General features: G+C 43.6%; 16 protein-coding genes, 1 tRNA gene and 2 pseudogenes. 6 read left to right on the top strand and 13 right to left on the bottom strand.

Translation table 11 applies throughout. From position 1 onward, the window contains the following. Positions 1–82: pseudogene (locus tag BM329_RS14370) on the top strand (IS5/IS1182 family transposase); the annotation flags it as partial. 18 nt (positions 83–100) lie between these two features. Beyond that, positions 101–979: an MFS transporter gene (locus tag BM329_RS04885; RefSeq protein WP_245759009.1), complete on the top strand. Its 879-nt coding sequence runs from the start codon at positions 101–103 to the stop codon at positions 977–979. Between the two features lie 181 nt (positions 980–1,160). Here the strand turns inward: BM329_RS04885 and hflC are convergent, their stop codons facing one another. Both hflC and hflK read right to left on the bottom strand, forming a co-directional pair. Beyond that, positions 1,161–2,165 (bottom strand): protease modulator HflC, encoded by a 1,005-nt coding sequence (hflC, locus tag BM329_RS04880; RefSeq protein WP_092549724.1) that lies wholly within the window; start codon positions 2,163–2,165, stop codon positions 1,161–1,163. A 2-nt stretch (positions 2,166–2,167) separates the two neighbouring features. Next, a complete protein-coding gene (gene hflK, locus BM329_RS04875) occupies positions 2,168–3,421 on the bottom strand; it encodes an FtsH protease activity modulator HflK (protein WP_092549721.1) in 1,254 nt (417 codons plus the stop codon). Between the two features lie 123 nt (positions 3,422–3,544). Between hflK and BM329_RS14660 the strand changes: the two genes are divergently transcribed. Beyond that, positions 3,545–3,682 (top strand): hypothetical protein, encoded by a 138-nt coding sequence (locus BM329_RS14660; protein ID WP_177216183.1) that lies wholly within the window; start codon positions 3,545–3,547, stop codon positions 3,680–3,682. Between the two features lie 61 nt (positions 3,683–3,743). Here BM329_RS14660 and hflX read toward each other — a convergent pair whose 3' ends face one another. From hflX to tsaE, 6 genes are all read right to left on the bottom strand, one after another. Continuing rightward, positions 3,744–5,024 carry a ribosome rescue GTPase HflX gene (gene hflX / locus BM329_RS04870; RefSeq protein WP_092549718.1) on the bottom strand — a complete coding sequence of 427 codons (1,281 nt, stop codon included), beginning with the start codon at positions 5,022–5,024 and terminating at the stop codon, positions 3,744–3,746. A 97-nt stretch (positions 5,025–5,121) separates the two neighbouring features. Continuing rightward, positions 5,122–5,424 carry an RNA chaperone Hfq gene (gene hfq, locus BM329_RS04865; RefSeq protein ID WP_092549715.1) on the bottom strand — a complete coding sequence of 101 codons (303 nt, stop codon included), beginning with the start codon at positions 5,422–5,424 and terminating at the stop codon, positions 5,122–5,124. A 106-nt stretch (positions 5,425–5,530) separates the two neighbouring features. Then, a complete protein-coding gene (gene miaA, locus BM329_RS04860) occupies positions 5,531–6,472 on the bottom strand; it encodes a tRNA (adenosine(37)-N6)-dimethylallyltransferase MiaA (protein WP_092549711.1) in 942 nt (313 codons plus the stop codon). Next, positions 6,465–8,375 carry a DNA mismatch repair endonuclease MutL gene (gene mutL / locus BM329_RS04855; protein ID WP_092549708.1) on the bottom strand — a complete coding sequence of 637 codons (1,911 nt, stop codon included), beginning with the start codon at positions 8,373–8,375 and terminating at the stop codon, positions 6,465–6,467. The genes miaA and mutL overlap by 8 nt, the downstream gene beginning before the upstream one ends. A gap of 50 nt (positions 8,376–8,425) precedes the next feature. Beyond that, a complete protein-coding gene (locus BM329_RS04850) occupies positions 8,426–9,619 on the bottom strand; it encodes an N-acetylmuramoyl-L-alanine amidase (RefSeq protein ID WP_425445211.1) in 1,194 nt (397 codons plus the stop codon). 32 nt (positions 9,620–9,651) lie between these two features. Then, positions 9,652–10,116 carry a tRNA (adenosine(37)-N6)-threonylcarbamoyltransferase complex ATPase subunit type 1 TsaE gene (gene tsaE, locus BM329_RS04845; protein ID WP_092549702.1) on the bottom strand — a complete coding sequence of 155 codons (465 nt, stop codon included), beginning with the start codon at positions 10,114–10,116 and terminating at the stop codon, positions 9,652–9,654. 201 nt (positions 10,117–10,317) lie between these two features. Here tsaE and queG point away from each other — a divergent pair, with 201 nt between their 5' ends. Next, on the top strand, positions 10,318–11,475 hold the full coding sequence (queG, locus tag BM329_RS04840; protein WP_092549699.1) for a tRNA epoxyqueuosine(34) reductase QueG: 1,158 nt from the start codon (positions 10,318–10,320) through the stop codon (positions 11,473–11,475). A 571-nt stretch (positions 11,476–12,046) separates the two neighbouring features. On the opposite strand, the gene BM329_RS04835 is transcribed toward queG, so the two are convergent. From BM329_RS04835 to BM329_RS04820, 4 genes and pseudogenes are all read right to left on the bottom strand, one after another. After that, positions 12,047–13,480: a 4-hydroxyphenylacetate 3-hydroxylase family protein gene (locus BM329_RS04835; protein ID WP_092549696.1), complete on the bottom strand. Its 1,434-nt coding sequence runs from the start codon at positions 13,478–13,480 to the stop codon at positions 12,047–12,049. A gap of 333 nt (positions 13,481–13,813) precedes the next feature. Beyond that, a pseudogene (locus BM329_RS04830) lies at positions 13,814–14,911 on the bottom strand (tryptophanase); the annotation flags it as partial. Positions 14,912–14,932: 21 nt separating this feature from the next. After that, positions 14,933–15,637 (bottom strand): DUF6875 domain-containing protein, encoded by a 705-nt coding sequence (locus tag BM329_RS04825; RefSeq protein ID WP_092549739.1) that lies wholly within the window; start codon positions 15,635–15,637, stop codon positions 14,933–14,935. A 65-nt stretch (positions 15,638–15,702) separates the two neighbouring features. Next, on the bottom strand, positions 15,703–17,214 hold the full coding sequence (locus BM329_RS04820) for an MFS transporter (RefSeq protein ID WP_092549690.1): 1,512 nt from the start codon (positions 17,212–17,214) through the stop codon (positions 15,703–15,705). A 124-nt stretch (positions 17,215–17,338) separates the two neighbouring features. Between BM329_RS04820 and BM329_RS04815 the strand changes: the two genes are divergently transcribed. Continuing rightward, the gene (locus BM329_RS04815) at positions 17,339–18,241 is read left to right on the top strand and encodes a LysR family transcriptional regulator (RefSeq protein ID WP_092549687.1); all 903 of its coding nucleotides are present in this window, start codon (positions 17,339–17,341) and stop codon (positions 18,239–18,241) included. A gap of 75 nt (positions 18,242–18,316) precedes the next feature. On the opposite strand, the gene BM329_RS04810 is transcribed toward BM329_RS04815, so the two are convergent. Continuing rightward, positions 18,317–18,392, bottom strand: a tRNA-Gly gene (locus BM329_RS04810). Between the two features lie 385 nt (positions 18,393–18,777). Here BM329_RS04810 and BM329_RS04805 point away from each other — a divergent pair. Next, on the top strand, positions 18,778–22,146 hold the full coding sequence (locus BM329_RS04805) for an indolepyruvate ferredoxin oxidoreductase family protein (RefSeq protein ID WP_092549683.1): 3,369 nt from the start codon (positions 18,778–18,780) through the stop codon (positions 22,144–22,146). The last annotated feature ends 20 nt before the right edge of the window (positions 22,147–22,166 follow it).

The following is a 22,166-nucleotide window of genomic DNA, read 5'->3' as shown; positions in this document are numbered from 1 at the left end:
GACCCGTTACGCCAAAAACAGTGCATCGTTTCTTGCCGCAGTCCAAATCCGCTGCCTTGCTCTTTGGTTGAGTATTTCATGACGACGCCATCTAACAATAATGACGGCATTAATCAGTTTTTCTTACTCCATTAAAGAATTAACAAAATTAGATCCATCATATATATCTATGTTCATTAGTTTTCTTATATCTGTTACTTTTCTCGTATTATTCATCCGCCGACAGCAACGAAGCCCACATCCTCTAGTTGATTTTAAGCTTTTTAAAAGCCCATTATTTTCATCTGCGGTTATAGCCAGCTTGATTGCATCTGCTTGCTTAATGGGAATTAACCTAGTTTTAAGCCAGAGATTACAGCTTGTATTATCATTTACCCCTTTGCAATCAGGATATTACTTTCTTCCTCTATCTTTAGGTGCAATTATAGCAAGCCCATTGAGTGGCTGGATTCTTCCACGTACAAACAGTGCTAAATTCCTTATTACATCCTTATTAATGTATGCGTGCGCAATCAGCGCGCTTATGTTCAGTTTTTATGGGCATCTATATACTCAGATATTGTGTTTATTTGTATTGGGAATATGTGTTGGAGCAACAATAACAGCGGCTTCCAATACTATTATGCAAGCAACTCCCCCTAATCGAGCTGGTATGGCAGCCTCTATTGAAGAAGTTTCTTATGAACTTGGTGGTAGCTTAGGAATTGCTATAATGGGCAGTATAATGTCCATAACATATACCTATATAATTAAATTTCCTTTTTATTTTGCAGGTGAAAGCATTGCTCAAGATAGTATTGATGGTGCCTTAGATGTAGCAACAGGCATGGAACATAGTGCAGGGTTAGTACTTGTAAATTTAGCCAAGTCAGCCTTCGACAAAGCTATTTTCTCTGTTATGGGAATTGCAATCATACTCCTTCTGGTTGTTTCGGGGTTAATATGGCTCAATTTTCGTCGAAGTTCTAAATGTCGGTAACAATATAACCCTTTGTCTATACGTTTGTCTGATTGTACAGCGTCAATCAAGGTGCTACGCGCTTGGCGCACCACTACAAAAAAAGCCACTGTAGATTTTTTACAGTGGCTTTAAATACGATCAGGCATGCAAGCCGTATTTTGTCGATTAAGTGACTTTTAAGATCGTTTATCTATCAGGATCACTCAGTTGCTTGCTTGGATTTCTGCTTAGATGGCTCTTTCATATAACGGAAGAAATCGTTATCTGGGCTGAGTACCATAATGTTACCGTCATTATTGAAGCTCTTTTCGTAAGCACGCAGGCTACGGATGAATGCATAGAATTCAGGATCTTCACTGAATGCGTCAGCAAACAGTTTGGTCGCTTGTGCATCACCTTCACCACGTAAAACCAATGCCTGGCTGTTTGCTTCAGCTTTGATTTCAGTCGCTTGTTTATCAGCAGTTGCACGGACTTTCTCCGCTTCTTCCAGACCTTGTGAACGATGACGACGAGCCACAGCTTCACGTTCCGCACGCATACGCTGATAAATTGCACCGGAGACTTCATCTGGCAAATTTATTTGCTTAATACGAACATCCACAACTTCAATCCCCAGAGCCGCCATACTGTTCGGATTCAGGACGGGTTGTTTACCTTTCGTTTCTTTCTCTACACGTGCCGCAGCTGAAGCAATATCGCTATCTGCGCTTGAGTCACTTTCATCTGTTCCCAAGTTCAACGCATTACGGACATCTGTCGTCAAACGACCACGAGAATCGGTTACGATCCCGCGCACATCCAGACGACCAATTTCAGAACGCAGACGGTCACTGAATTTGCGTTTCAACAACAGTTCAGCCTGAGAAATTTCTCCATTACCTGTTGCCAGATAATAGCTACTGAAATCTTCAATGCGCCACTTCAGATAAGAGTCAACAATCAGGTCCTTATTTTCACTTGTCAGAAAACGGTCAGCTTTGATATCCATAGTCTGGATTCGGGCATCAAGTGTTTTAACTGTTTCAATAAATGGCATTTTGAAATGCGGGCCGGGCTGATAAACCAAAGGTTTATTTTCAGAGTCACGCATCACTTTACCAAAACGCAGCATAATGCCACGCTGACCTTCATACACGATAAATATCGACGAATACAACACGACCAATACGACAGCAATAACAAAGACGAATGACTTACGCATGATTATGGTCTTCCTTGTCTTTGCGTATCACCACGCAGGTTGTTTGAATTTCCGTAGCCAGAGCTGTCATAACCAGAATTGCCATTATAACTTGAGTGCCTTTGTGTCGATGTTGAGTGCGTCGTATGGCCCTGCTCCGAAGTTACCTTGCTTCCTGACTGAAATTTTGGCGCTCCAGCCTGATGACCCAGGATTTGCTCCAATGGCAATACCAACATGTTATTGCTCTTTTCGTTCGCAATAATTTTGCGGGTATGGCTCAGAACACGCTCCATTGTTTCAATGTAAAGGCGCTCACGAGTAATTTCTGGTGCGGCTTTGTACTCAGGCAGGATTTTGGCGAAACTTGCCACTTCACCCTGAGCATTCAATATCGCACTCACCTTATAGGCTTTAGCTTCTTCAATAATGCGTTGAGCATTACCCTTAGCGATTGGCAGAACAGAGTTTTTGTAGGCTTCTGCTTCACGAATCGTTTTTTGCTCTTCTTCACGGGCGGCGATAACATCGTCGAATGCAGCTTTCACCTCTTCCGGTGGACGCGCTGTCTGGAAGTTAACGTCCAGCAGTGTGATACCCATCTTGTACGGGCGAATAGTTTCTTCCAGTACTTTCTGAGTGTCATTACGTACAATGGTACGATCTGCCGTCAGAATTTTTTCCATTGTGTATTTGCCAACTACCCCACGCACTGCGCTGTCTGTTGCTTGACGCAGACTATTGTCAGGATTGGTGACATTGAAAAGATAGGCCGCAGGGTCAGTTACACGGTACTGAACGTTCATTTCAGCACGCACAACGTTTTCATCTGATGTCAGCATGATACCGGTTGTCGCCAGTTCACGAACAGATTCAACGTTAACGGCACGAACCCGATCGATAAACGTCATTTTCCAGTTCAAGCCAGGCTGAACAATATGGGCAAATTTACCCAACCGAGTAACCACACCACGCTCTGTTTCTTTAATCGTATAGAAACCACTTACAACCCAGACAACAACTGCAGCAGCAACGGCAAGGCCAATCAGACGCCCACCAAATTTAGGGGTCTGTTCAGAACCATTTCCACCTTTGTTTCTACCGAAACCACCGAGTTTTTCGCTCAGTTTACGGAACAGATCGTCGAGATCAGTTGCCCCACGATTGCGACTACCTTTATTGTTGCTATTGTTGCCGCCGGAGTTGCCGCCATTATTATTGCTGCTTCCCCACGGGTCGCGGTCCTGTCCGTTATTACCGGGCTGATTCCACGCCATGTTTTAGCTCCACTTTTTAGTTTTTCACTGGTTTTTCAGAGGTGACTGCTCTCCACCCAAACGGGTGAGGCTTCCCACTTCCCAGGCCGTTGCCTATCCCGGACAGGTCTGACAGCGGCCTCAATGGGCAGAAACGACAAACTTCATCGTTTTTGTAAGCAACCAATATTATTGGGTGATACTTTTGGCAGTGCTGATCCTATTACTGCAATTCTGGCACAATCATTTCACCACCGCCATTCCATCACCGCTACTCCATGACTATAAGCACCTTGAAATAGCAGATAAAATAATACCTTGTTTGTTGCTCTGAGCCAATCAATCAGACAATATAGTCAGTTAAATTTGGCTCTTGTTTGCACAGTCGGTACCAATCTACCATCGGCATCCTGACTTCTATACCTACTTGACCGTCTTCTTCCATCCATTCACGTTCAATAGATTGAAGCTGGTAGAAACGGCTACGCAAGCGGCCCGCTTCTGGTGGAAGATGCAATTCATAGTGTGCGATTTCACCTGAAAGGCGTTCAGTCAATGCTTGCAGTAATAATGGTATACCCTCGCCTGTCTGTGCAGATAACCAGACTCTGACAGGCTGATTTTTCTCATCACGGTCAATGCGAGGAACAAAATCTTCCAACATATCGATTTTATTCATCACCAGCAGAGAAGGAATCTCATTCGATTCTATCTCTTCCAGGACACTGTCAACAGCGATAATGTTTTCATCCAGACGATTATCAGCCGCATCAACAACATGCAGCAACAATTTTGCCTGTCGAGTTTCTTGCAAGGTGGCCTTGAAAGCTGCCACCAAATCATGGGGTAAATGACGGATAAAGCCTACCGTATCCGCCAAGACAACGGTGCCAACATCATTGACATCTATACGACGCAGCGTCGGATCGAGGGTGGCAAAAAGCTGATCAGCAGCATAAACTTCGGCTGACGTTATTTTATTGAATAAACTTGATTTTCCCGCGTTGGTATAGCCGACAAGGGAAACAGTTGGAATATCGGCTTTATTACGTGCCTGACGCCCCTGTTCACGCTGTTTTTCAACTTTGCTGAGGTGCCCTAAAATCTGTTTGATTTTATCACGCAACATACGACGATCACTTTCCAGCTGGGTTTCTCCGGGACCACGCAGACCAATTCCACCTTTTTGGCGTTCAAGGTGAGTCCAGCCCCGTATCAAGCGGGTAGACAGGTGACGTAACTGCGCCAGTTCGACTTGCAGTTTGCCTTCGTGTGTTCTTGCCCGCTGAGCAAAAATATCCAAGATCACCCCAGTGCGATCAACAACACGACATTGGCACAAGCGTTCAAGATTGCGTTCTTGAGCAGGGCTGAGGGTATGGTTAAATAGCACCACATCTGCGCCACTGCTTTTGACAGCATCGGCAATTTCCTCTGCCTTGCCCTCACCGACAAAATATTTCGGATGAGGCGCCTTCCGGCTTCCCGTTACAATCTGCACAGGAGAAACACCTGCGGAAGTCACCAATGATTCGAATTCATTGAGATTTTCCGTATCCTTTTCCTGTGAGAAAAAAACATGCACCAGAACAGCTAATTCTCCGCCTTCATAACGATCAAACAACGGTGCAACCCCTCAGACTGAGTAAAAATCCATAGGAAAAAACATAGGTAAAGTCTCCCTACCTATGTTTTTATTTACGTCAGTTGCAGCCACTGATTTACTCAGTGACATCACTTTCCTGTTGTACTGCTGGATTAGTGCCAGCATGATAATTTCCAACGCCACCTGTCGCACCCTGGTTGCTACTGTGGTGAGAGACTGGACGGGAAGGCACAACAGTAGAGATGGCATGCTTATAAACCATCTGACTGACCGTGTTTTTCAGTAAAATAACAAATTGATCAAAAGATTCAATCTGACCCTGTAATTTGATGCCGTTGACCAGATAAATAGAAACCGGGACCCTTTCACGCCGCAAAGCATTCAGGAATGGATCTTGCAAAGATTGCCCCTTAGCCATTCTATATTTTCCTTATTTGTTGTTTTTAACTAAGAACCTATTGGTTCGAAAAAGTAACTACTCAAAAATGACGCTTGTACTGATCAATTGTACACAATCAATGAATTTATGTACTAATAACCTGTATGACGGTGTTTAGTGCTTGTTTAGGTTGCTCACTATTCAACCACGTCACATTATCCCAACCCCTGAGCCACGTGATCTGACGTTTCGCCAGTTGGCGTGTCGCACAGATACCACGATAAACCATCTCATTATGAGATATTTCGCCTGCTAGGTAAGACCACATCTGACGATAACCAACACAACGAATGGAGGGTAAATCTGTATGCAAATCGCTACGAGCATAAAGGGCTTTCACTTCATCTTCAAACCCTGATTTGATCATTTGTTCAAAACGGGCGGCAATACGCTGATGCAAAATTTCACGGCTTGCAGGTGCGATCGCAAATTGATGAACGCGATAAGGTAACATTTCTCCAGACGTTTCAGTCAATTCAGTTAGAGTTTTACCCGAAATTCGAAAAACTTCCAGTGCACGAGTAAGACGTTGTGGATCATTGAGATGAATCCTTGCTGCTGCAACCGGATCAATCTCCCGTAATTGCTGATGCAAAGCCTCCCATCCCAGTTCCTCGGCCTGCTGCTCTATCTGCGCTCTGATTTCAGGATTTGCAGAAGGTAATGGAGATAATCCTTCCAGTAATGCTTTGAAATATAGCATAGTTCCGCCCACCAGAAGTGGAATTCTCCCCGCCGCCGTAATAGCTGTCATTTCTTTCAAGGCATCACGGCGAAAATCGGCAGCGGAATAAGTCTCAGCAGGATCGAGAATATCAATCAAATGATGAGGAGCCAGTGCTTGTTCTTCTGCGGAAGGTTTGGCTGTCCCAATATCCATGCCACGATAAATCAACGCAGAATCGACACTGACTAATTCAACCGGAAGATATTGACGCAAAGCGATCGATAACGCTGTTTTTCCTGAAGCCGTTGGTCCCATAACGAAAATGGCTGTCGGAAAATGTTGAGTTTTTAAATCACTCATGATTAAGAAGTGCCACCACTGCTTGTAAGTCAATTAACTGTAATAATCCTGCTGGCGGCGATCCCACCAGCTGAGGACAAAGACGCTCGACATCAGCCAAAAGCTGGACAGCTTGTGCGATGTTCCACGTTTCATGTTCGCTACCCACATGACGGGAGAGCCAACTTGCAACCTGCCCGGCAGAAGCTGCTGGCTGTTCACCAAGATAGCCCAACAGTTCCGGCAGAAGTTTCGGCAGGTTCTGTTGACGCAAAGGCAACGATACCGCATGAATGGTTACTTTTCCATGCGCGACTGTAGATTCAACGCCAAAAGTCTTTAATAGCTCACTATTCTGCTTCAAGACGCTCATTTCTGCCTGATTGAGAGCAAGCTTCAACGGAATCAGCAATGGCTGCGATTTAAGCCCTTGTTCCCCCGGTGTCAATTGAGCCTGCTTCAACCAACGTTCTGCAACCGACAGAGAGAGCAACCCAATTCCTAACGGAGATTCAAGAAAAGCATAGCAGCCGGCATAGATACTCAGTACTTTTCCAAAGCTATAGTGACACAAACTGGCACCTTTTTCTGATGCAACAGGGATCGTTTTACCCGATGCAGCTCCTCTTTCGGGAAACAAAGGATGCCTTTCTTCCGGTGCACACTGAATCAATTTCTGGTACAGCTTTCCCTGTTTTTTCTGATAGGTTTCCCCATGAAGCAATTGCTGTGCCTCACGACCAGATGACGGCTGTTTTTCTGATCCCCGCGGCCTGATATTGTCATTAGCATGAGGTGGGGAAGAGACCGAATCTGCTGGCGCAATACTCTTCCTGAGAAAATGGTTTTCTCCGGCAGAAAGACGATTCTCCGGCACCCAGTTTTCAGCCACTTCCTGACAACCAAGAGCTAATTCATCTCCCTTGCTTCGCTGCTTCAATACCGCAGCCACACCTTGATAAATAAAATCGTGCACCAAACGGGCCTGATGGAAACGTACTTCATGTTTCGCAGGATGCACATTCACATCGACCTGATACGGGTCTATCTCAAGATACAGAACATAAGCGGGCTGTTGCTCGCCCTGAATCAAGTCTTGATAAGCTTGACGAATCGCATGGTTAATCAACCGATCCCGCATCATGCGCCCATTGACATAGCAATATTGGATATCACTCCCCGTTGCAACACTCATGGGATCAACAACCCAGCCCTTAATAGACAAAGAATCATGTTGCCATGACAACGCCAAAGCCTGCTGTACAAACGCCATACCACAAATCGCAGCCAAGCGCCGTTCATGCTGGGATTCTTCTTTCGCTGGACGATACTGACGCACTAACTTTCCGTTGTGATTTAGGTTGATGGCGATATCCAACCGCGCCAGTGCAATTCGACGCACCACTTCATCAATATGGCCGAACTCCGTTTTTTCCGTTCTGAGGAATTTCCGACGGGCGGGCGTGTTATAAAACAGATCCAACACCTCAACCGTTGTTCCCACAGGATGGGCAGCTGGTTTAACCGTGACTTCCATATCCCGGCCTTCCGCATAAGATTGCCATGCTTCTGTCTGGCTTTCAGGACGGGAAGTTAACGTCAGCCGTGAGACAGAACTGATACTGGCTAGCGCCTCTCCTCGAAATCCCATACTGACAATTGCTTCCAAATCATCCAATGAAGCAATCTTACTGGTGGCATGGCGTGCCAGTGCCAATGTGAGATCCTGCTGACTAATACCACAACCGTTATCGCGGATTCGGATCGACTTTGCACCACCGCGTTCAATATCAATATCAATGCGGGTAGCACCAGCATCAAGGCTATTTTCCACCAATTCTTTCACTACAGATGCAGGGCGTTCAACCACTTCACCAGCAGCAATCTGGTTTGCCAATTGTGGGAGTAATATCTTGATAGCCATATTCGACCTTCATTTACAATTTATTGCCTGCTTAGACAGGCATATATGAGTTACTTCGGCGCTGTCTGTAACGGATTGGCCAGAAAATAGTGATGCAATCCCAAATGAATCGCTTGTGCCAATTTTTCCTGATACTGATTGGAACCCAACAATTTTTCTTCAGACAGATTACTGATAAAGCCTGTTTCCACTAAAATAGACGGAATATCCGGTGAGCGCAAAACACCAAGGCTTGCATGTTCAGGCATTCGTTTATGCAGAGAACCCATTCTGGTTAGCTGAGTTAATACCTGTACAGCAACATCATAACCGACCCGCTGGGAATGACCGAATTGCAAATCCAGCACCGCCTGACTCAGAAAAGGATCTGTCCCATTGGCAAGGGCATTTCCCGCACCACCCAGCAATTCCGATTGTTTTTCATGTTTCTCCAGCCAACGTCCCAATTCACTGTTTGCACGACGATTAGATAGCACCCACACAGAAGCACCTTTCGCGCTGTGATTAGGAGCAGCATCAGCATGAATCGATACCAGCATATTGGCCTTATGCTTACGCGCAACTTCGGAACGTCCGGCTACTGAAATAAAATAATCACCATTCCGGGTCAATACAGGCTTAAACATAGGATCATTGCGTAAAAAAGTCTCCAGTTTACGTGCAACACTAATAGTTACATTTTTTTCCTTCAACCCTTTTTGCCCAATCGCACCGGGATCTTGCCCTCCATGTCCGGCATCAATGGCAATAACAATTGGGCGTTTACCTTTTCCTTGCTTAGTTTTGGCGACCTGTGCGCCATTAGATTTCAGGGTAATCACCACCTGATATTGACCAGACATGTTTTTCACCACTGAGGTAGACGCAGATTTATCCGCCAGCTCCAGCACCAATCTCTGATGATGGGCATCAGGGGGCTGGCTGGAACGTACCAGTTTTACCAAATTCTGACCGGACAAACGCATCGGCAATCCAGTAATTTTACTAGTTTGACGAATATCCACTACCAACCGCTCAGGAGAATACAGGGGAAAAAATCGATAGTCAGGGTTCCCACCAGAGAATTTCAACGTTACTGTCGCTTCAGATGGGCTATTAGCCACATGAATATCAGATAACGTTGCTGCTGCGGCTGTCGTCATGACTAATTGGTTCAACATGGCAAACAAGGCACAAACCATCACCCAATGGGCACGCCATTTTTTGCTTATATTCACGCTTATATTCACAAAAAGGGCATTCATGAAAAAGGCATTCAGCATGGTCGGGTATTCCTTCAACAGGACTTCAAATTATCCAACAAACTTTCACCATAATCAGATAATGCGACAAAACGCGCCTGTCGCCCTTCACTGTCATAACTTAAGTACAATTCAATATCAGCATCAGGTAAAACACCCGTACCTTGTTGAGGCCATTCCACCAAGCAAATAGAATCCTGATGAAAATAGTCACGAATCCCCATAAACTCTAATTCTTCGGGGTCAGCCAGACGGTAAAGGTCAAAATGATAAACAGGCCGTGGTTGCAAGGCGTAAGGCTCGACCAACGTATATGTCGGGCTTTTTACATGTCCTTGATGACCAAGAGCCTGTAGGAAACCACGACTGAATGTAGTTTTTCCGGCACCAAGATCGCCATATAAATAAATAACATAGCCGCGATTGCTGATTACTGCCACTGCATTGCCCAATGCAACCGTAGCATTTTCATTTGGAAGTGATAAAACGAGTTCTTTCATCGAAAAATATCTATTTTATTTATTGAGTAAGAGTCAAAATAATAGGCTTATCAGTTAAATATCCAGCTAATCACCATAACATAACCCGGATACGGGTATTTAACACCTTCTGCCTTTCTATAACACTACACGCCGCATTTTTGTATTCAATCCACACTGTGTTAAGCTATATTTCTTCTTGGCGGCAGTAAATTGTATTCCATGGCAGTCCCTCTCGATCTGAATCTTCTGGCAGTAAATATCAAACAATGGGGACTCTCCCTTGGTTTCCAGCAAGTCGGTATCTGTGACACTGATTTATCGACAGAAGAACCAAAACTACAGGAATGGCTTGATAAACAATACCACGGCGAAATGGACTGGATGGCCCGTCACGGCATGATGCGCGCCCGCCCTCATGAATTATTGCCCGGGACTTTACGGGTTATCAGCGTACGCATGAATTACCTGCCCGCCAAAGCGGCTTTTGCCAGCACACTTAATAATCCACAAATGGGTTATGTTAGCCGATATTCGCTGGGCAGAGATTATCATAAACTGTTGCGCCAACGCCTAAAAAAACTGGGTGATCAGATTCAAAGCTATTGTAGCGCTCATGAATATCAGGGGACTCTGAATTTTCGCCCCTTTGTCGATTCTGCACCGATTATGGAGCGACCACTGGCGGCTAAAGCCGGGCTAGGATGGGTTGGTAAACACTCACTTATATTAAATCGAGAATCCGGTTCCTGGTTTTTTCTCGGCGAATTGCTGATTGACCTTCCCCTGCCTGTCGATGTTCCCCAAGAGGAACAGTGTGGGCGTTGTGTAGCCTGCATGACAACCTGCCCGACGGGCGCTATTGTTGAGCCTTACACCATTGATGCCCGACGCTGCATCTCTTACCTGACCATTGAACTAGAAGGTGTGATACCGGAAGAATTCCGTCCACTAATGGGAAACCGGATTTATGGCTGTGATGATTGCCAGCTGATTTGTCCCTGGAACCGTTTTTCACAACTAACTGATGAAGCTGACTTTAGCCCTCGCGCAGCCTTGCATGCTCCTGAATTACTCGATCTGTTTAATTGGAGTGAAGAAAAGTTCCTGCGTATTACGGAAGGTTCGGCAATCCGCCGGATTGGTTATTTACGCTGGTTACGCAATATTTCCGTTGCTTTGGGTAACTCACCTTATCAAGATGACATTGTGTTAGCATTGGGAAAAAGAACCGGCTTGAGTGATGTTTTGGATGAACATATCCATTGGGCTATCGACCAACAAATGGCTCGCCGCAATGCTAATGTAATTGAAGTTCAAACTTCACAACAAAAACGTCTGATACGGGCAATTACCAAAGGCCTGCCTCGGGATGCTTAATAATTAATCATCTTAATATCTTATTAAAAAAAGCATCTATTTCCTTGTGAATAAAATAAAAATGCTTTTCTGCTCAACAGATAAAATGTGAATAAATATTAATCAATATGTTTTTAAATCAGGTTAATTATTTTAAATAATCAAGAAGTTAAGAAAAGACTATTGCTTAGAATAATAAAGCTAAAAATTCAAATATAGAGAGACGCCCTGTGGATAACTCTGTGTAACAAATTAAGCATCATCAGGTAACCCAATACGGCAATAATCTTCAATACTGTGGATAAAAAACAAGAATTGAATTCTTTTAGAAAAAATCAGAAATCAGCAGGAAAATAAAAAATATACATCCACTTCAGGAAGCAGTGGAGAAATTTTCCTCTGCCTCTTCAAAAATGAGGCGGCATTATCGACTTGTTGCGGAAGGATAGCAAGGGCTTTATCGACAATTTATTTTGGATTATTTGGGGTGGATTCTTTTGGGTAAGACGTGCGGGTAAAAAGTGCCAACGTCAGCATACTGGCACTCTTCCGCTACCGGGACAACTGCAATGATAGTGAGATAAAAACCCGCTTAGAACGTTTTAATCTTTTCAACCAACTCTTTAGATGCCCCCCAGTCATATTGATTGTAAAGACGTCCCAGTGTCTGATACTCAGCACCTGCATAAAACAGTTCATATTGATGATGCCTTGAAGCAAACTCAGATCCTATTACATCCCATACCAATTTCATCATCCTGACCCTTTCAATTGGGGAAACAACTGAAGAATACTGAGCTTTCTCAATGATGCCTAAAATCTCATTATTTTCTAAATCTGCTTCGCTTGATGGCAGCATCAAAACACCTCCACCAGCCAATTTCCTTATCGTTTCCAGTACCTTTGGATATATTGATTGCGAGATAACACGATACGCATCAAGCTGCATTTTATCCGGCAAATAGAACCCGTTATGCACTGTTGGGCAATGGAGTACACTATTGAACAGCGCCTCAACATTCATTGCATAACAGGCCAACTGTGCAAGGGATTCTTTAACTGCGGGGAGCTGTGCAACGCCGTTTACCTCAACCATGGATTGAGCCAAGCCCGCCAGAAAATGTAATTTCACCGCATAACGGGCCAGGCTTTGGATATCCATCATCGCTTCTGACGCCGTTAAATCCAGCTGGTTGACAACCATCTCAATGTCTTCGAAAACAAAGACTCTTTCCCAAGGCACCAGCACATCATCAAAATAGATCATGGAATCAGTTTCATCGAATTGAGACGATATCGGATAATCCTTGGGATTTACCCCGAATTCGTAAGATTTCCTTGAAATGATTTTGATACCTTTCGTATTGAGCGGCAGAGCAAATGAGAGCGCATATCGTTCATCAATACCCTGCTTAAGTGGCCTATGTGAACCAACCAAAACTTCATCTGCCAGAACAGCCCCTGTTGCCAGCATTTTGGTGCCTCTGACAATCATGCCCCTGGCACTCTTTTCCACCACACCAAGCGTGTGATAAATATTCTTCGTGTGCTCACCAGGTGTTTTTGAACGATCGCCTTGTGGATTAATCAGTGCATAAGCTAAATAAAGATCGTTTTCACTCACATAGGAAAAATAATTTCGCAAAGCATCAGCACGTTCTTGGGAGTAAGATTCAAACAGCTCAATATGCGTTATCATTCCTGTCAGTGCCGAAGCGACATAATCGGGGCTTCTTCCCAGCCATCCCATTGTCTGTTTAGCCCATTCATAGGCGGCATGACCACGGGCAATTAACTTTTCCGGTGCAGACGGCAATTGCCAGTACAGACTAAGTTGATTACCTGTTTCTGTCTCAAAAGTCATACTATCGGCATGGGAAATTTTATAATCATATAAACTTGCAACCGACCTGATAGCGTTCTTAAACGCAGGATGATCCACATGATTTGTGATTTTCTCTCCATTAATAAAAATGGTTCGTCCGTCACGCAGATCATCCAAATATTTTTCTCCGGTTCTTATCATCTTTTCCTTACTCCTGTCGCCAGTTACGATTTTTAAAGGCCAAGAAAAGAGGCCTTTTAATCAGCACTATTGATTAATATACAAAGATAATTGCCCTTATTTAGAATGGGTATAACAACAATATTTATGTTGAATATGATAAAGAGTGAGAACCGATTAATTAGACTGTCATTATTCTACAGACGCAGATTCTCAGTGAAGTTCATGGAGAACATTATCTTCCCAGTGCTAACAAAAATTTTATTTTTCAAAGCACTGAAATATATTCCTGTGGATCTACCTGAAAAGCGATATCAAATTTCTGTGCTATCGTGATAGCTAATAACAAGTCAGTTAGTTTAATCGAAGGAGGTGATAGTTTAAATCCGATTTATTACAATTCAAAATGCCCCAATGTAATTCCAAGCACAATAATATAGGAAAAGTGCCAACATCACCCGCCAGCACTTTTATCCTCACAAATAAAGTGAAAAAAACAAAAAATAAGACTAGGGTTCCTTCAGGGGTTTGGATAGGAACACCCGCTTGTTGTAATTTATGACCCAGATATTCAACCTGAGCTATTCGGCTGCGTAAATGATCTTCATTCAATGCTTCTTGCAACCCAATAGCCATTGCTGCCATATCCCGTCCCGCTAACCCTCCGTATGTTACGAATCCTTCCATCGGGACACACCTTAGCTGCGCTTGCCTAAACAAAGATTCATTATTACGAAAACAACATAATCCACCAATATTCACCATACCATCTTTCTTTGCAGACATAGTAAATATATCTGCCTCACTAAATATTAGTTTAACTATATTGGATATGGTTTCGTGAAAAAACTCACTATCTCTTTGCTTAATGAAATAGGCATTTTCTGCAAATCTTGCAGCATCAATAATAACAGGAATTCCAGAATCACGAGCTATTCTTGCAGCCGAGCGAATATTTTCCATAGAAACTGGTTGCCCACCCACACTATTACATGTAATTGTAATAATAATGGCAGCAATATTTTTCTGGTTACATTTAATTTCATTGGATAATTCATTTAAATCAAAATTACCTTTCCAGTCATCCACAATTTCTGTTTTTAAAGCAGAAGCACAAATGAAATTCTTAGCCTTGGCTCCTGCCATCTCTATGTGAGCTTTTGTCGTATCAAAATGGTGATTGGATAAAAATACAGGCTCGGAAGCCCCTTTTTCTTTTGCTAATTCCACAAGTAATGGAAATAATATTTGTTCTGCTCCCCTGCCTTGATGTACAGGGATTGTATATTGGAAACCAAATATCTCTTCAACGGCCTGTGATAACTGGTAATAACTCTTACTACCTGCATAAGATTCATCACCTAAAAACATACCTGCCCATTGTCTATCACTCATAGCCCCTGTGCCACTATCCTCTGGCACAGATCTCGACATAACTGTTGCCCTCAAATAATAATTATTGTTGTTAAAATACTATTGATGCATTAAGTATGATTTCAGAACTGCAATTTGTTCATCATTAAGACCGATTCTTTTATTGTTATTCAACATATTTTTTATAGTATTCAAACCACGATCACCATATTTATGGATATATTCTTTGATATACTCTATTGAGTCTGAAAGAAATGCTATATCAAATTCTAACATTTCTCTGACAACTAATAATGGTACCGGTGAACGTAAAGGATAAAAGTTTGAATTCCGTAATCCTCTTTTTTCACAAGAACTAAAAAACTCTCCCAGCATTAATCCCTCATGTAAAAATATGGGTTTCATTTCATAATGCAGACGAGCAATATCTTCTTCCGAATAAATATCATCCCATATGCTAACAATAGTCTTAAATTGAGTCGCTTCACCAGTACGAGGTTCTTGCTCATGGAATAGATAAGAAAGACTAATAATATCCTGCTTGATTTCTTCTTCTGTTCTACCTTTAGTTTTTATTTCAGTAAACCAAAATGTTTCTTTTTTCATAGAGGTAGGAGAATAAGGACAAACAACGCCAGATCTTCCTAATTCAGGATGTGGATTACATAAATAATCAACACACCATTGAGCTATCACCTTCAATGCACTTGTATTTAATTCATAAGACGATAACACATCTGATAACGGAATAAGTTTTGGAGCACAATATGGTTTATTTACTAATAGAGTTGGATTTGTATTCATAATAACACCCCCAGCCAAATTTTTATCAAACACTTTATTTTTATAAAAATTTTATTACATCCACACTAATTAGAATGTACAGCTATTCGATCATTTCTCAAAGTCACAAAACAAATAGCAGCTGCAAATAATGTTATTCCCATCAGGGTATAAATTAGGATACTGAAAGAACCACTATAAATGCTCATTAGCTTCTGTGTTGATAAACTACTGAATAATCCTTTGGCACTCTCAAAGTTCCCTGTTGTCAGATTATTCGCCGCAGTCGAAATTACGCTTGAAGATTGTTGGGAAGCCTGTCCCAACCCCATATGCAGAAGGAAATTCAACATTGCCAATCCTCCCGCTACACATATCGCTTCACCACAAGCCCGCATGGTAGTGAAAATACCCGTCGCCATTCCCGCCCGTTCAATCGGAACGACCCGGATTGAAAGATCATCCATTAATCCCCAAGGAAAACCCGTACCAACACCAATGAGAAGCAATGGGAGCATTAACATTGTCGGTTCGGTTCCAACGGGCATATTTGCTAACCATGCCAGACCAATCGCTGCGCATAATAAGCCCATGCAAGAAAGTATCGGTGATGAAATCCAACGGGTCAGTAATGCCGCCAGAAAAGGAACAAAAAGCATTGGGGCCGATAGAGCAATCATCATCTTACCTGCCTCAATTGCGCTGTAACCCTCAATCCCAATCAGACGAATCGGAAACAATATCAGTAATACAATAAAGCAAACTGCGGTTGCCAAAGGTAAAAACTGCACTCCAACAAATTTTTTGAACCGGAAAAGGGAGATATCCAACATTGGGCGCGCATGGGTTAGCTCACAGACAATGAAAATAGCCAACATAATTACTGCGGTACTGAGCAGTAATATAACAGGGAGACTACCTATGCCACTCTGTGGAATCTGCATAATGCCAAATGTTAGCAATACCAGAAATGCCGTAAAACTCAGTAGCCCTTTAATATCAAGTTTAGCTGCATCGGGATCACGCGAGTCCCGCATATAAAGACCACCGATTATCAGTGCAACTCCACCAAATACAGCCCCCAATAGAAAAACAGAACGCCAGCCCAGAGTCTCGACTAAAACTCCTGAGATTACAGGCCCGAATGCCAATCCGGCACCGAAGGCCGTTCCCAGCAAACCAAACGCCTTGGTTCTTGCCCTTCCTTCAAACTCTTGCGCCAGAGAAGCATTTCCTCCCGCCATAGTTAAAGCTGCAAAAAACCCTTGAACACCACGCACTAGATCAAGAAAGACCACATTGTTAGCGATACTGACGACGACAGAGAATAGAGTAAAGCCTGCTATGCCGATCACAAACATCTTCTTGCGCCCATACTGATCAGCCAACGCCCCGGCCGCCATCACGGCACTACCAAAACTTAAGGCAAAAGCATTAATGACCCAGGACAACGCAATTCCGCTACCTCCCAGTTCAGCTTGGATCGCAGGTAAAGCGACGGCGGGGCCTGTATATTCCAAAGGTAAAATCAGCCCTGCCATGCAAACAGCCGCTAAGACCCAATAGCGACTCCATGATTTCTTCTCCACCATCTGCATGCCATGTTCTCCGCAATATGTCTCAGGCAACCTTTTAAAGAAATGCCTCTAGATAGTATGATTTTACTTATGTAATATCGGCAATAATATTGCTAGATACTCAAATATAAATTGCGGAAATAGCATGAATTATGATCTGACACTCTGGCATCTCTTTTTTCGTATTGTCGAGAGAGGAAGCCTGACAAAAGCAGCAAAAGACTTGCGGTTAGACCCATCTGTTGCCAGTCGACGTTTGGCAGCCCTTGAACATCAGCTAAAAGTTCAATTGATTAACCGTTCAACTCGAAAACTCAGCCTAACGACGGCCGGAACTATGGCATATGAGCAGATGCGCCCCTTATTGAATGAAATGGATGGCATATTGAGTGATATCAGTAATAAATCATTAGCTGGTAAAATCAAAATAACGGCGCCAGTCAATTTGGGGGAGCGCTATGTCACGCAGTGGCTGACGCTTTTTCAGCATCAACATCCCGATATTATATTTGACTTAGTGCTTTCAGATAAATGTATGGATCTTCGGCATGAAGGTATTGATCTTGCTATACGTATTGGAAAATTACCCGCTTCTTCTTTGGTTGCCAAAAAATTAGGTGATATGGTCGGAGTATTATGCGCCAGCCCTGAATACCTGCAAAAACACGGTACTCCGGCGCATCCACAAGACCTGAGCCATCATAAGTCGATTATTTATTCTCTCTATCAAAATTCCCATCCTACCCGCCTGCTATTTCACCGCGATCATGTGACGGAACAGGTGGAGTTATCCGGCAATTTTTACCTGAATAATGCTGGAGCCATTTATCAAGCTGTCTGCCTCGGAGCGGGAATTAACGCAGGCCCTGCCTGGCTGTTCAATGAAGACATTCTCAGCGGAAAATTAGTCAGACTGTTACCTGACTGGCAATTTCCAGAATTACCTGTCCACTTGGTAAGAATAAAAAGCCACTATGTTCCTAGCAAGATATCGGCATTAATGGATTGGCTCGTGCTGTGTTGGAAAGAAATAGAGGAACAGGTATGACACTGGTTTAAGTCTTGAAGAAAATGAGTCTTGAAGGAAATTTCTGAAGTAAATGGAGTTTTGGATTTCATGAACTGGAGCGGGAAACGAGACTCGAACTCGCGACCCCAACCTTGGCAAGGTTGGGCTCTACCAACTGAGCTATTCCCGCGTCGCTGACGGCTAATCTTAGCCTGAGATATTCTGAATGTTGATTACAAAATGCTTGTTAACCGCATGAACAACAAGACAATTATTTTAACCTACATATCAGGAATGCGCGTCATTATGAACATGTTCAGATAAGATGGCAAGCCCTTTACTTGCATCTCAGTATTAAACGCTCAAAAGATATTCTCCCCATACTGATACAAAAAGCACACACGTGCTTCCAGCGGCAATCTAGAATAGACCGACATCACAAAAAACAACATTAAATAAACAAATAACTAACATCTAATAAGATTTATGCTTGTCGTAAGTATTTTAGGGAAATAGATTAACATCAATTTTGATTAAAAATTAGATAATTATTCTCTTCAGAGAGGGTCAAAAACATGGCTCGATATTATCAATCTAAATTTGTCACAGGCACTGAAGCTCTGGCTGACCTTCTGCTCACTCAAGCTGAGCTGGATGAACTCAACAATCTCAACACAGCAGGTTTTGTTTCAGGCTATCGAGGCTCTCCCCTGGCCCGTTTAGACCAAGTATTATGGCAACGCAGTAAAGAACTTATTCGGGCCAATATTCGCTTTCAACCTGCGATCAATGAAGATCTCGCGGCAGATGCATTGGTAGGCACGCAAAAAGTAGAATCCGACCCGGACAGACAAGTTAATGGTGTCTTCGGAATGTGGTATGGCAAAGGGCCGGGGGTCGATCGTTCTGGTGATGCCCTAAGACATGGCAATGCCTATGGTTCCTCACCACACGGCGGTGTACTGGTTATTCTCGGGGATGACCACGGTTGTGTCTCCTCCTCAATGTCCCATCAGTCTGACCTCAGTTTAGTGGCGTGGAGTATGCCTATCCTGCATCCGGCATCGGTTGCCGATTACCTTGATGTCGGTTTATGGGGCTGGGCTGCATCACGCATAAGTGGTGCATGGATAGGATTTAAGGCCATCAGTGAAGTCGTAGAAAGTGGTGCGGTCAGAGAAAGTAAGCCACTCCCTGATTATAAAATTCCCCAAGTCGATCCCGGCCCTGATGGGCTACACTGGCGCTGGCCTGATCTCCCCGGCCCACAACTAGAGAAACGCTTGGCCTACAAACTTAAAGCTATTGAAGATTTTGCCAAACTTAACCCTATCGACTTTCTCCTTGCCCCCTGTGAACACCCGCAAGCCCTATTGGTCACGGTTGGCAAAGCCCACCAAGATGTCATGGAAGTTTTGCGGGCCGGAGGCCTAACTCCTTCCGAACTGGCACAACAAGGCATCGCTTTGCTTCATGTCCGTCTGGTTTATCCTTTATCCCCGCTTCTCATTGAGCTAGCGGCACAAACCGCCGATATTTTTGTCATTGAAGAAAAAATGGCTGTCGTCGAAATGCTGCTCGCCCATCATTTGGTTAATTTACAAAAAAATGTCAGATTAATAGGTAAGCATAACCATCTTGGCCAAAAACTGTTGCCCGCAGATGTTGAATTACGCCCTTCTCGAGTAGCTGCTCCGTTGGCCGGATGGTTACAGCAGTTTAATCTGTCTCTCTCCATTCCGCTGGAATGGTCGTCTGCCATCACTGCGCACGATACGTCTTTACCAAAACGCACACCTTATTTCTGCGCAGGGTGTCCCCATAGCACTTCAACTCGCTTGCCAGAAGGAAGCCAGGCCCAAATTGGCATTGGATGTCATATCATGGCAGCCTGGATGGATCGTAATACGGGAAGCGGTCTCCTGCCGATGGGAGGAGAAGGTATTGACTGGATGGGGCATTCTCCTTTCGTTAACCGTTCGCATGTATTTCAAAATATAGGCGATGGCACCTATTTTCATTCCGGTCATTTAGCTATTCGCCAATCAGTAGCCGCCGACAGCCACATTACTTATAAGTTACTGTTTAATGATGCCGTGGCAATGACGGGTGGACAGCCTCTGGATGGAAGCATCAGCATACCGCAAATTGTTTCCTTGATGCTTGCTGAAGGAGTGAAGGAAGTCGCAGTCGTAACAAATGAGCTTAATAAATATAAAGGAAAAAATATCTTTCCTGCCCAAGTGAAACTTTATGGGCGGGATTATCTTGAAGATGTGCAGAAGCGCTTTAGAGAGATCATTGGCGTAACAGTGATTATCTATGATCAAACCTGTGCTACAGAACTGCGCCGCAAAAGAAAACGTGGTCTGGAACCAAAAGCAGTACGCCGTGCCGTCATTAACGAGTTGGTTTGTGAGGGATGTGGTGACTGCCAGATACAATCGAATTGCCTTGCCGTCATCCCAGTCAAAACATCGTTAGGGACTAAGCGCGAGATAGATCAGCATACTTGCAACTCAGACTTGTCTTGTCTGAAAGGGTTTTGTCCCAGTTTTATCACTATCGAAAATGCTAACCCACGCTCTGACCTCAGCAAAATCATTTCACAGGCAGATTTAGATAAAATTATTCCCACATTACCACTGCCGACACTCGCTAGTACGGAAAGACCTTATGAAATTCTGCTGGTTGGTATCGGTGGTACAGGAATCGTTACCGCCGGGCATCTACTTGCAAACGCCGCTCAGTTAGATAATTGTGCCGTCAGTGTACTGAATTTTACCGGCTTCGCTCAAAAAGGAGGAGAAGCCATCACTCATGTCCGATTGAGTCGTGATGCGAATAAACTACATCAGGTCAGAATTGATCGGGGACGCGCCAATTTGGTTATTGCGGCTGATTTAGTTGCCGCAACAGGGCGGAACTCACTGGAAGTGATGTCGAGAGGTTCAACAAAATGCATACTGAACACTCATGAAACTCAAATCGGTACAATGCTTCGAGCCCCTATGTTGGATTTGGATCAGCCCAAAATGCTAAATACCCTTAACCAACACATCCAAACATTACGTTCCATTGATGCAGAGATGATGGCAACCCACCTCGTGGGAGACAGGGATCAAATAAATATCATCTTAATCGGTTATGCCTGGCAACTAGGCAAACTTCCATTTGCGTTATCTTCTATCGACAGAGCGATTCAAGAATTGGGGTTCTCCGCTAATAATGCTCGGCGGGCTTTCCATATAGGCCGCATCGCTGCGGAACAGCCAGATATCTTGCTGAATCATCTGAATATTCACCCTTCAGAAAACGTAACAAGTCTAGACGACCTCATTATGAACCGATATCAATTGCTGGTTGATTATCAAAATGAACGCTATGCCATGCGTTATCTCAGCCGCATAACTCAGGTTCAAATGGTCGCCCAGCAGATTAATGCAGAAGAGATTACTAAATCCATTGCTGAAAACTTATTCAAACTGATGGCATATAAGGATGAGTATGAAGTTGCCCGCCTCTATGTCAAAACAGGTTTTTTCGATAAGCTCCGCTCAAAGTTTGATAATATAGACAATATTCGTTTTCACCTCAGTCTTCCTCTTTTAAACCGTAAAGATCCGCGAACAGGGCAACGTGGAAAACAAGAGTATGGCTCATGGATCATTCCTTTATTCCGCTTCTTAGCCGCATGTAAACCACTTCGCGGTACTGTTTTCGATCTTTTTGGCTATCAAGAAGAACGTAAGCAGGAAAGGAATTTACTGCTTGAATATGAACGACTGATTGATTTTCTGATTGAGAAAATGGATCGCAATAATTTGGCAATCTGTCAGCAGCTCGCGGAACTCCCCAATCAGGTGCGGGGTTTTGGTCATGTGAAGCAAAAAGCGATACAACGCATGTTGGTAAGTAAAGAAGAGTTGCTGAAAGCGTTATAAAAACAGACTGATAATCTATT

The sequence above is a fragment of the Xenorhabdus koppenhoeferi genome, assembly GCF_900116635.1.
In the GTDB taxonomy this organism is placed as follows: domain Bacteria; phylum Pseudomonadota; class Gammaproteobacteria; order Enterobacterales; family Enterobacteriaceae; genus Xenorhabdus; species Xenorhabdus koppenhoeferi.
Note: the sequence above shows the minus strand (reverse complement) of the source record. Positions and strands in the feature narration are given on the sequence as shown.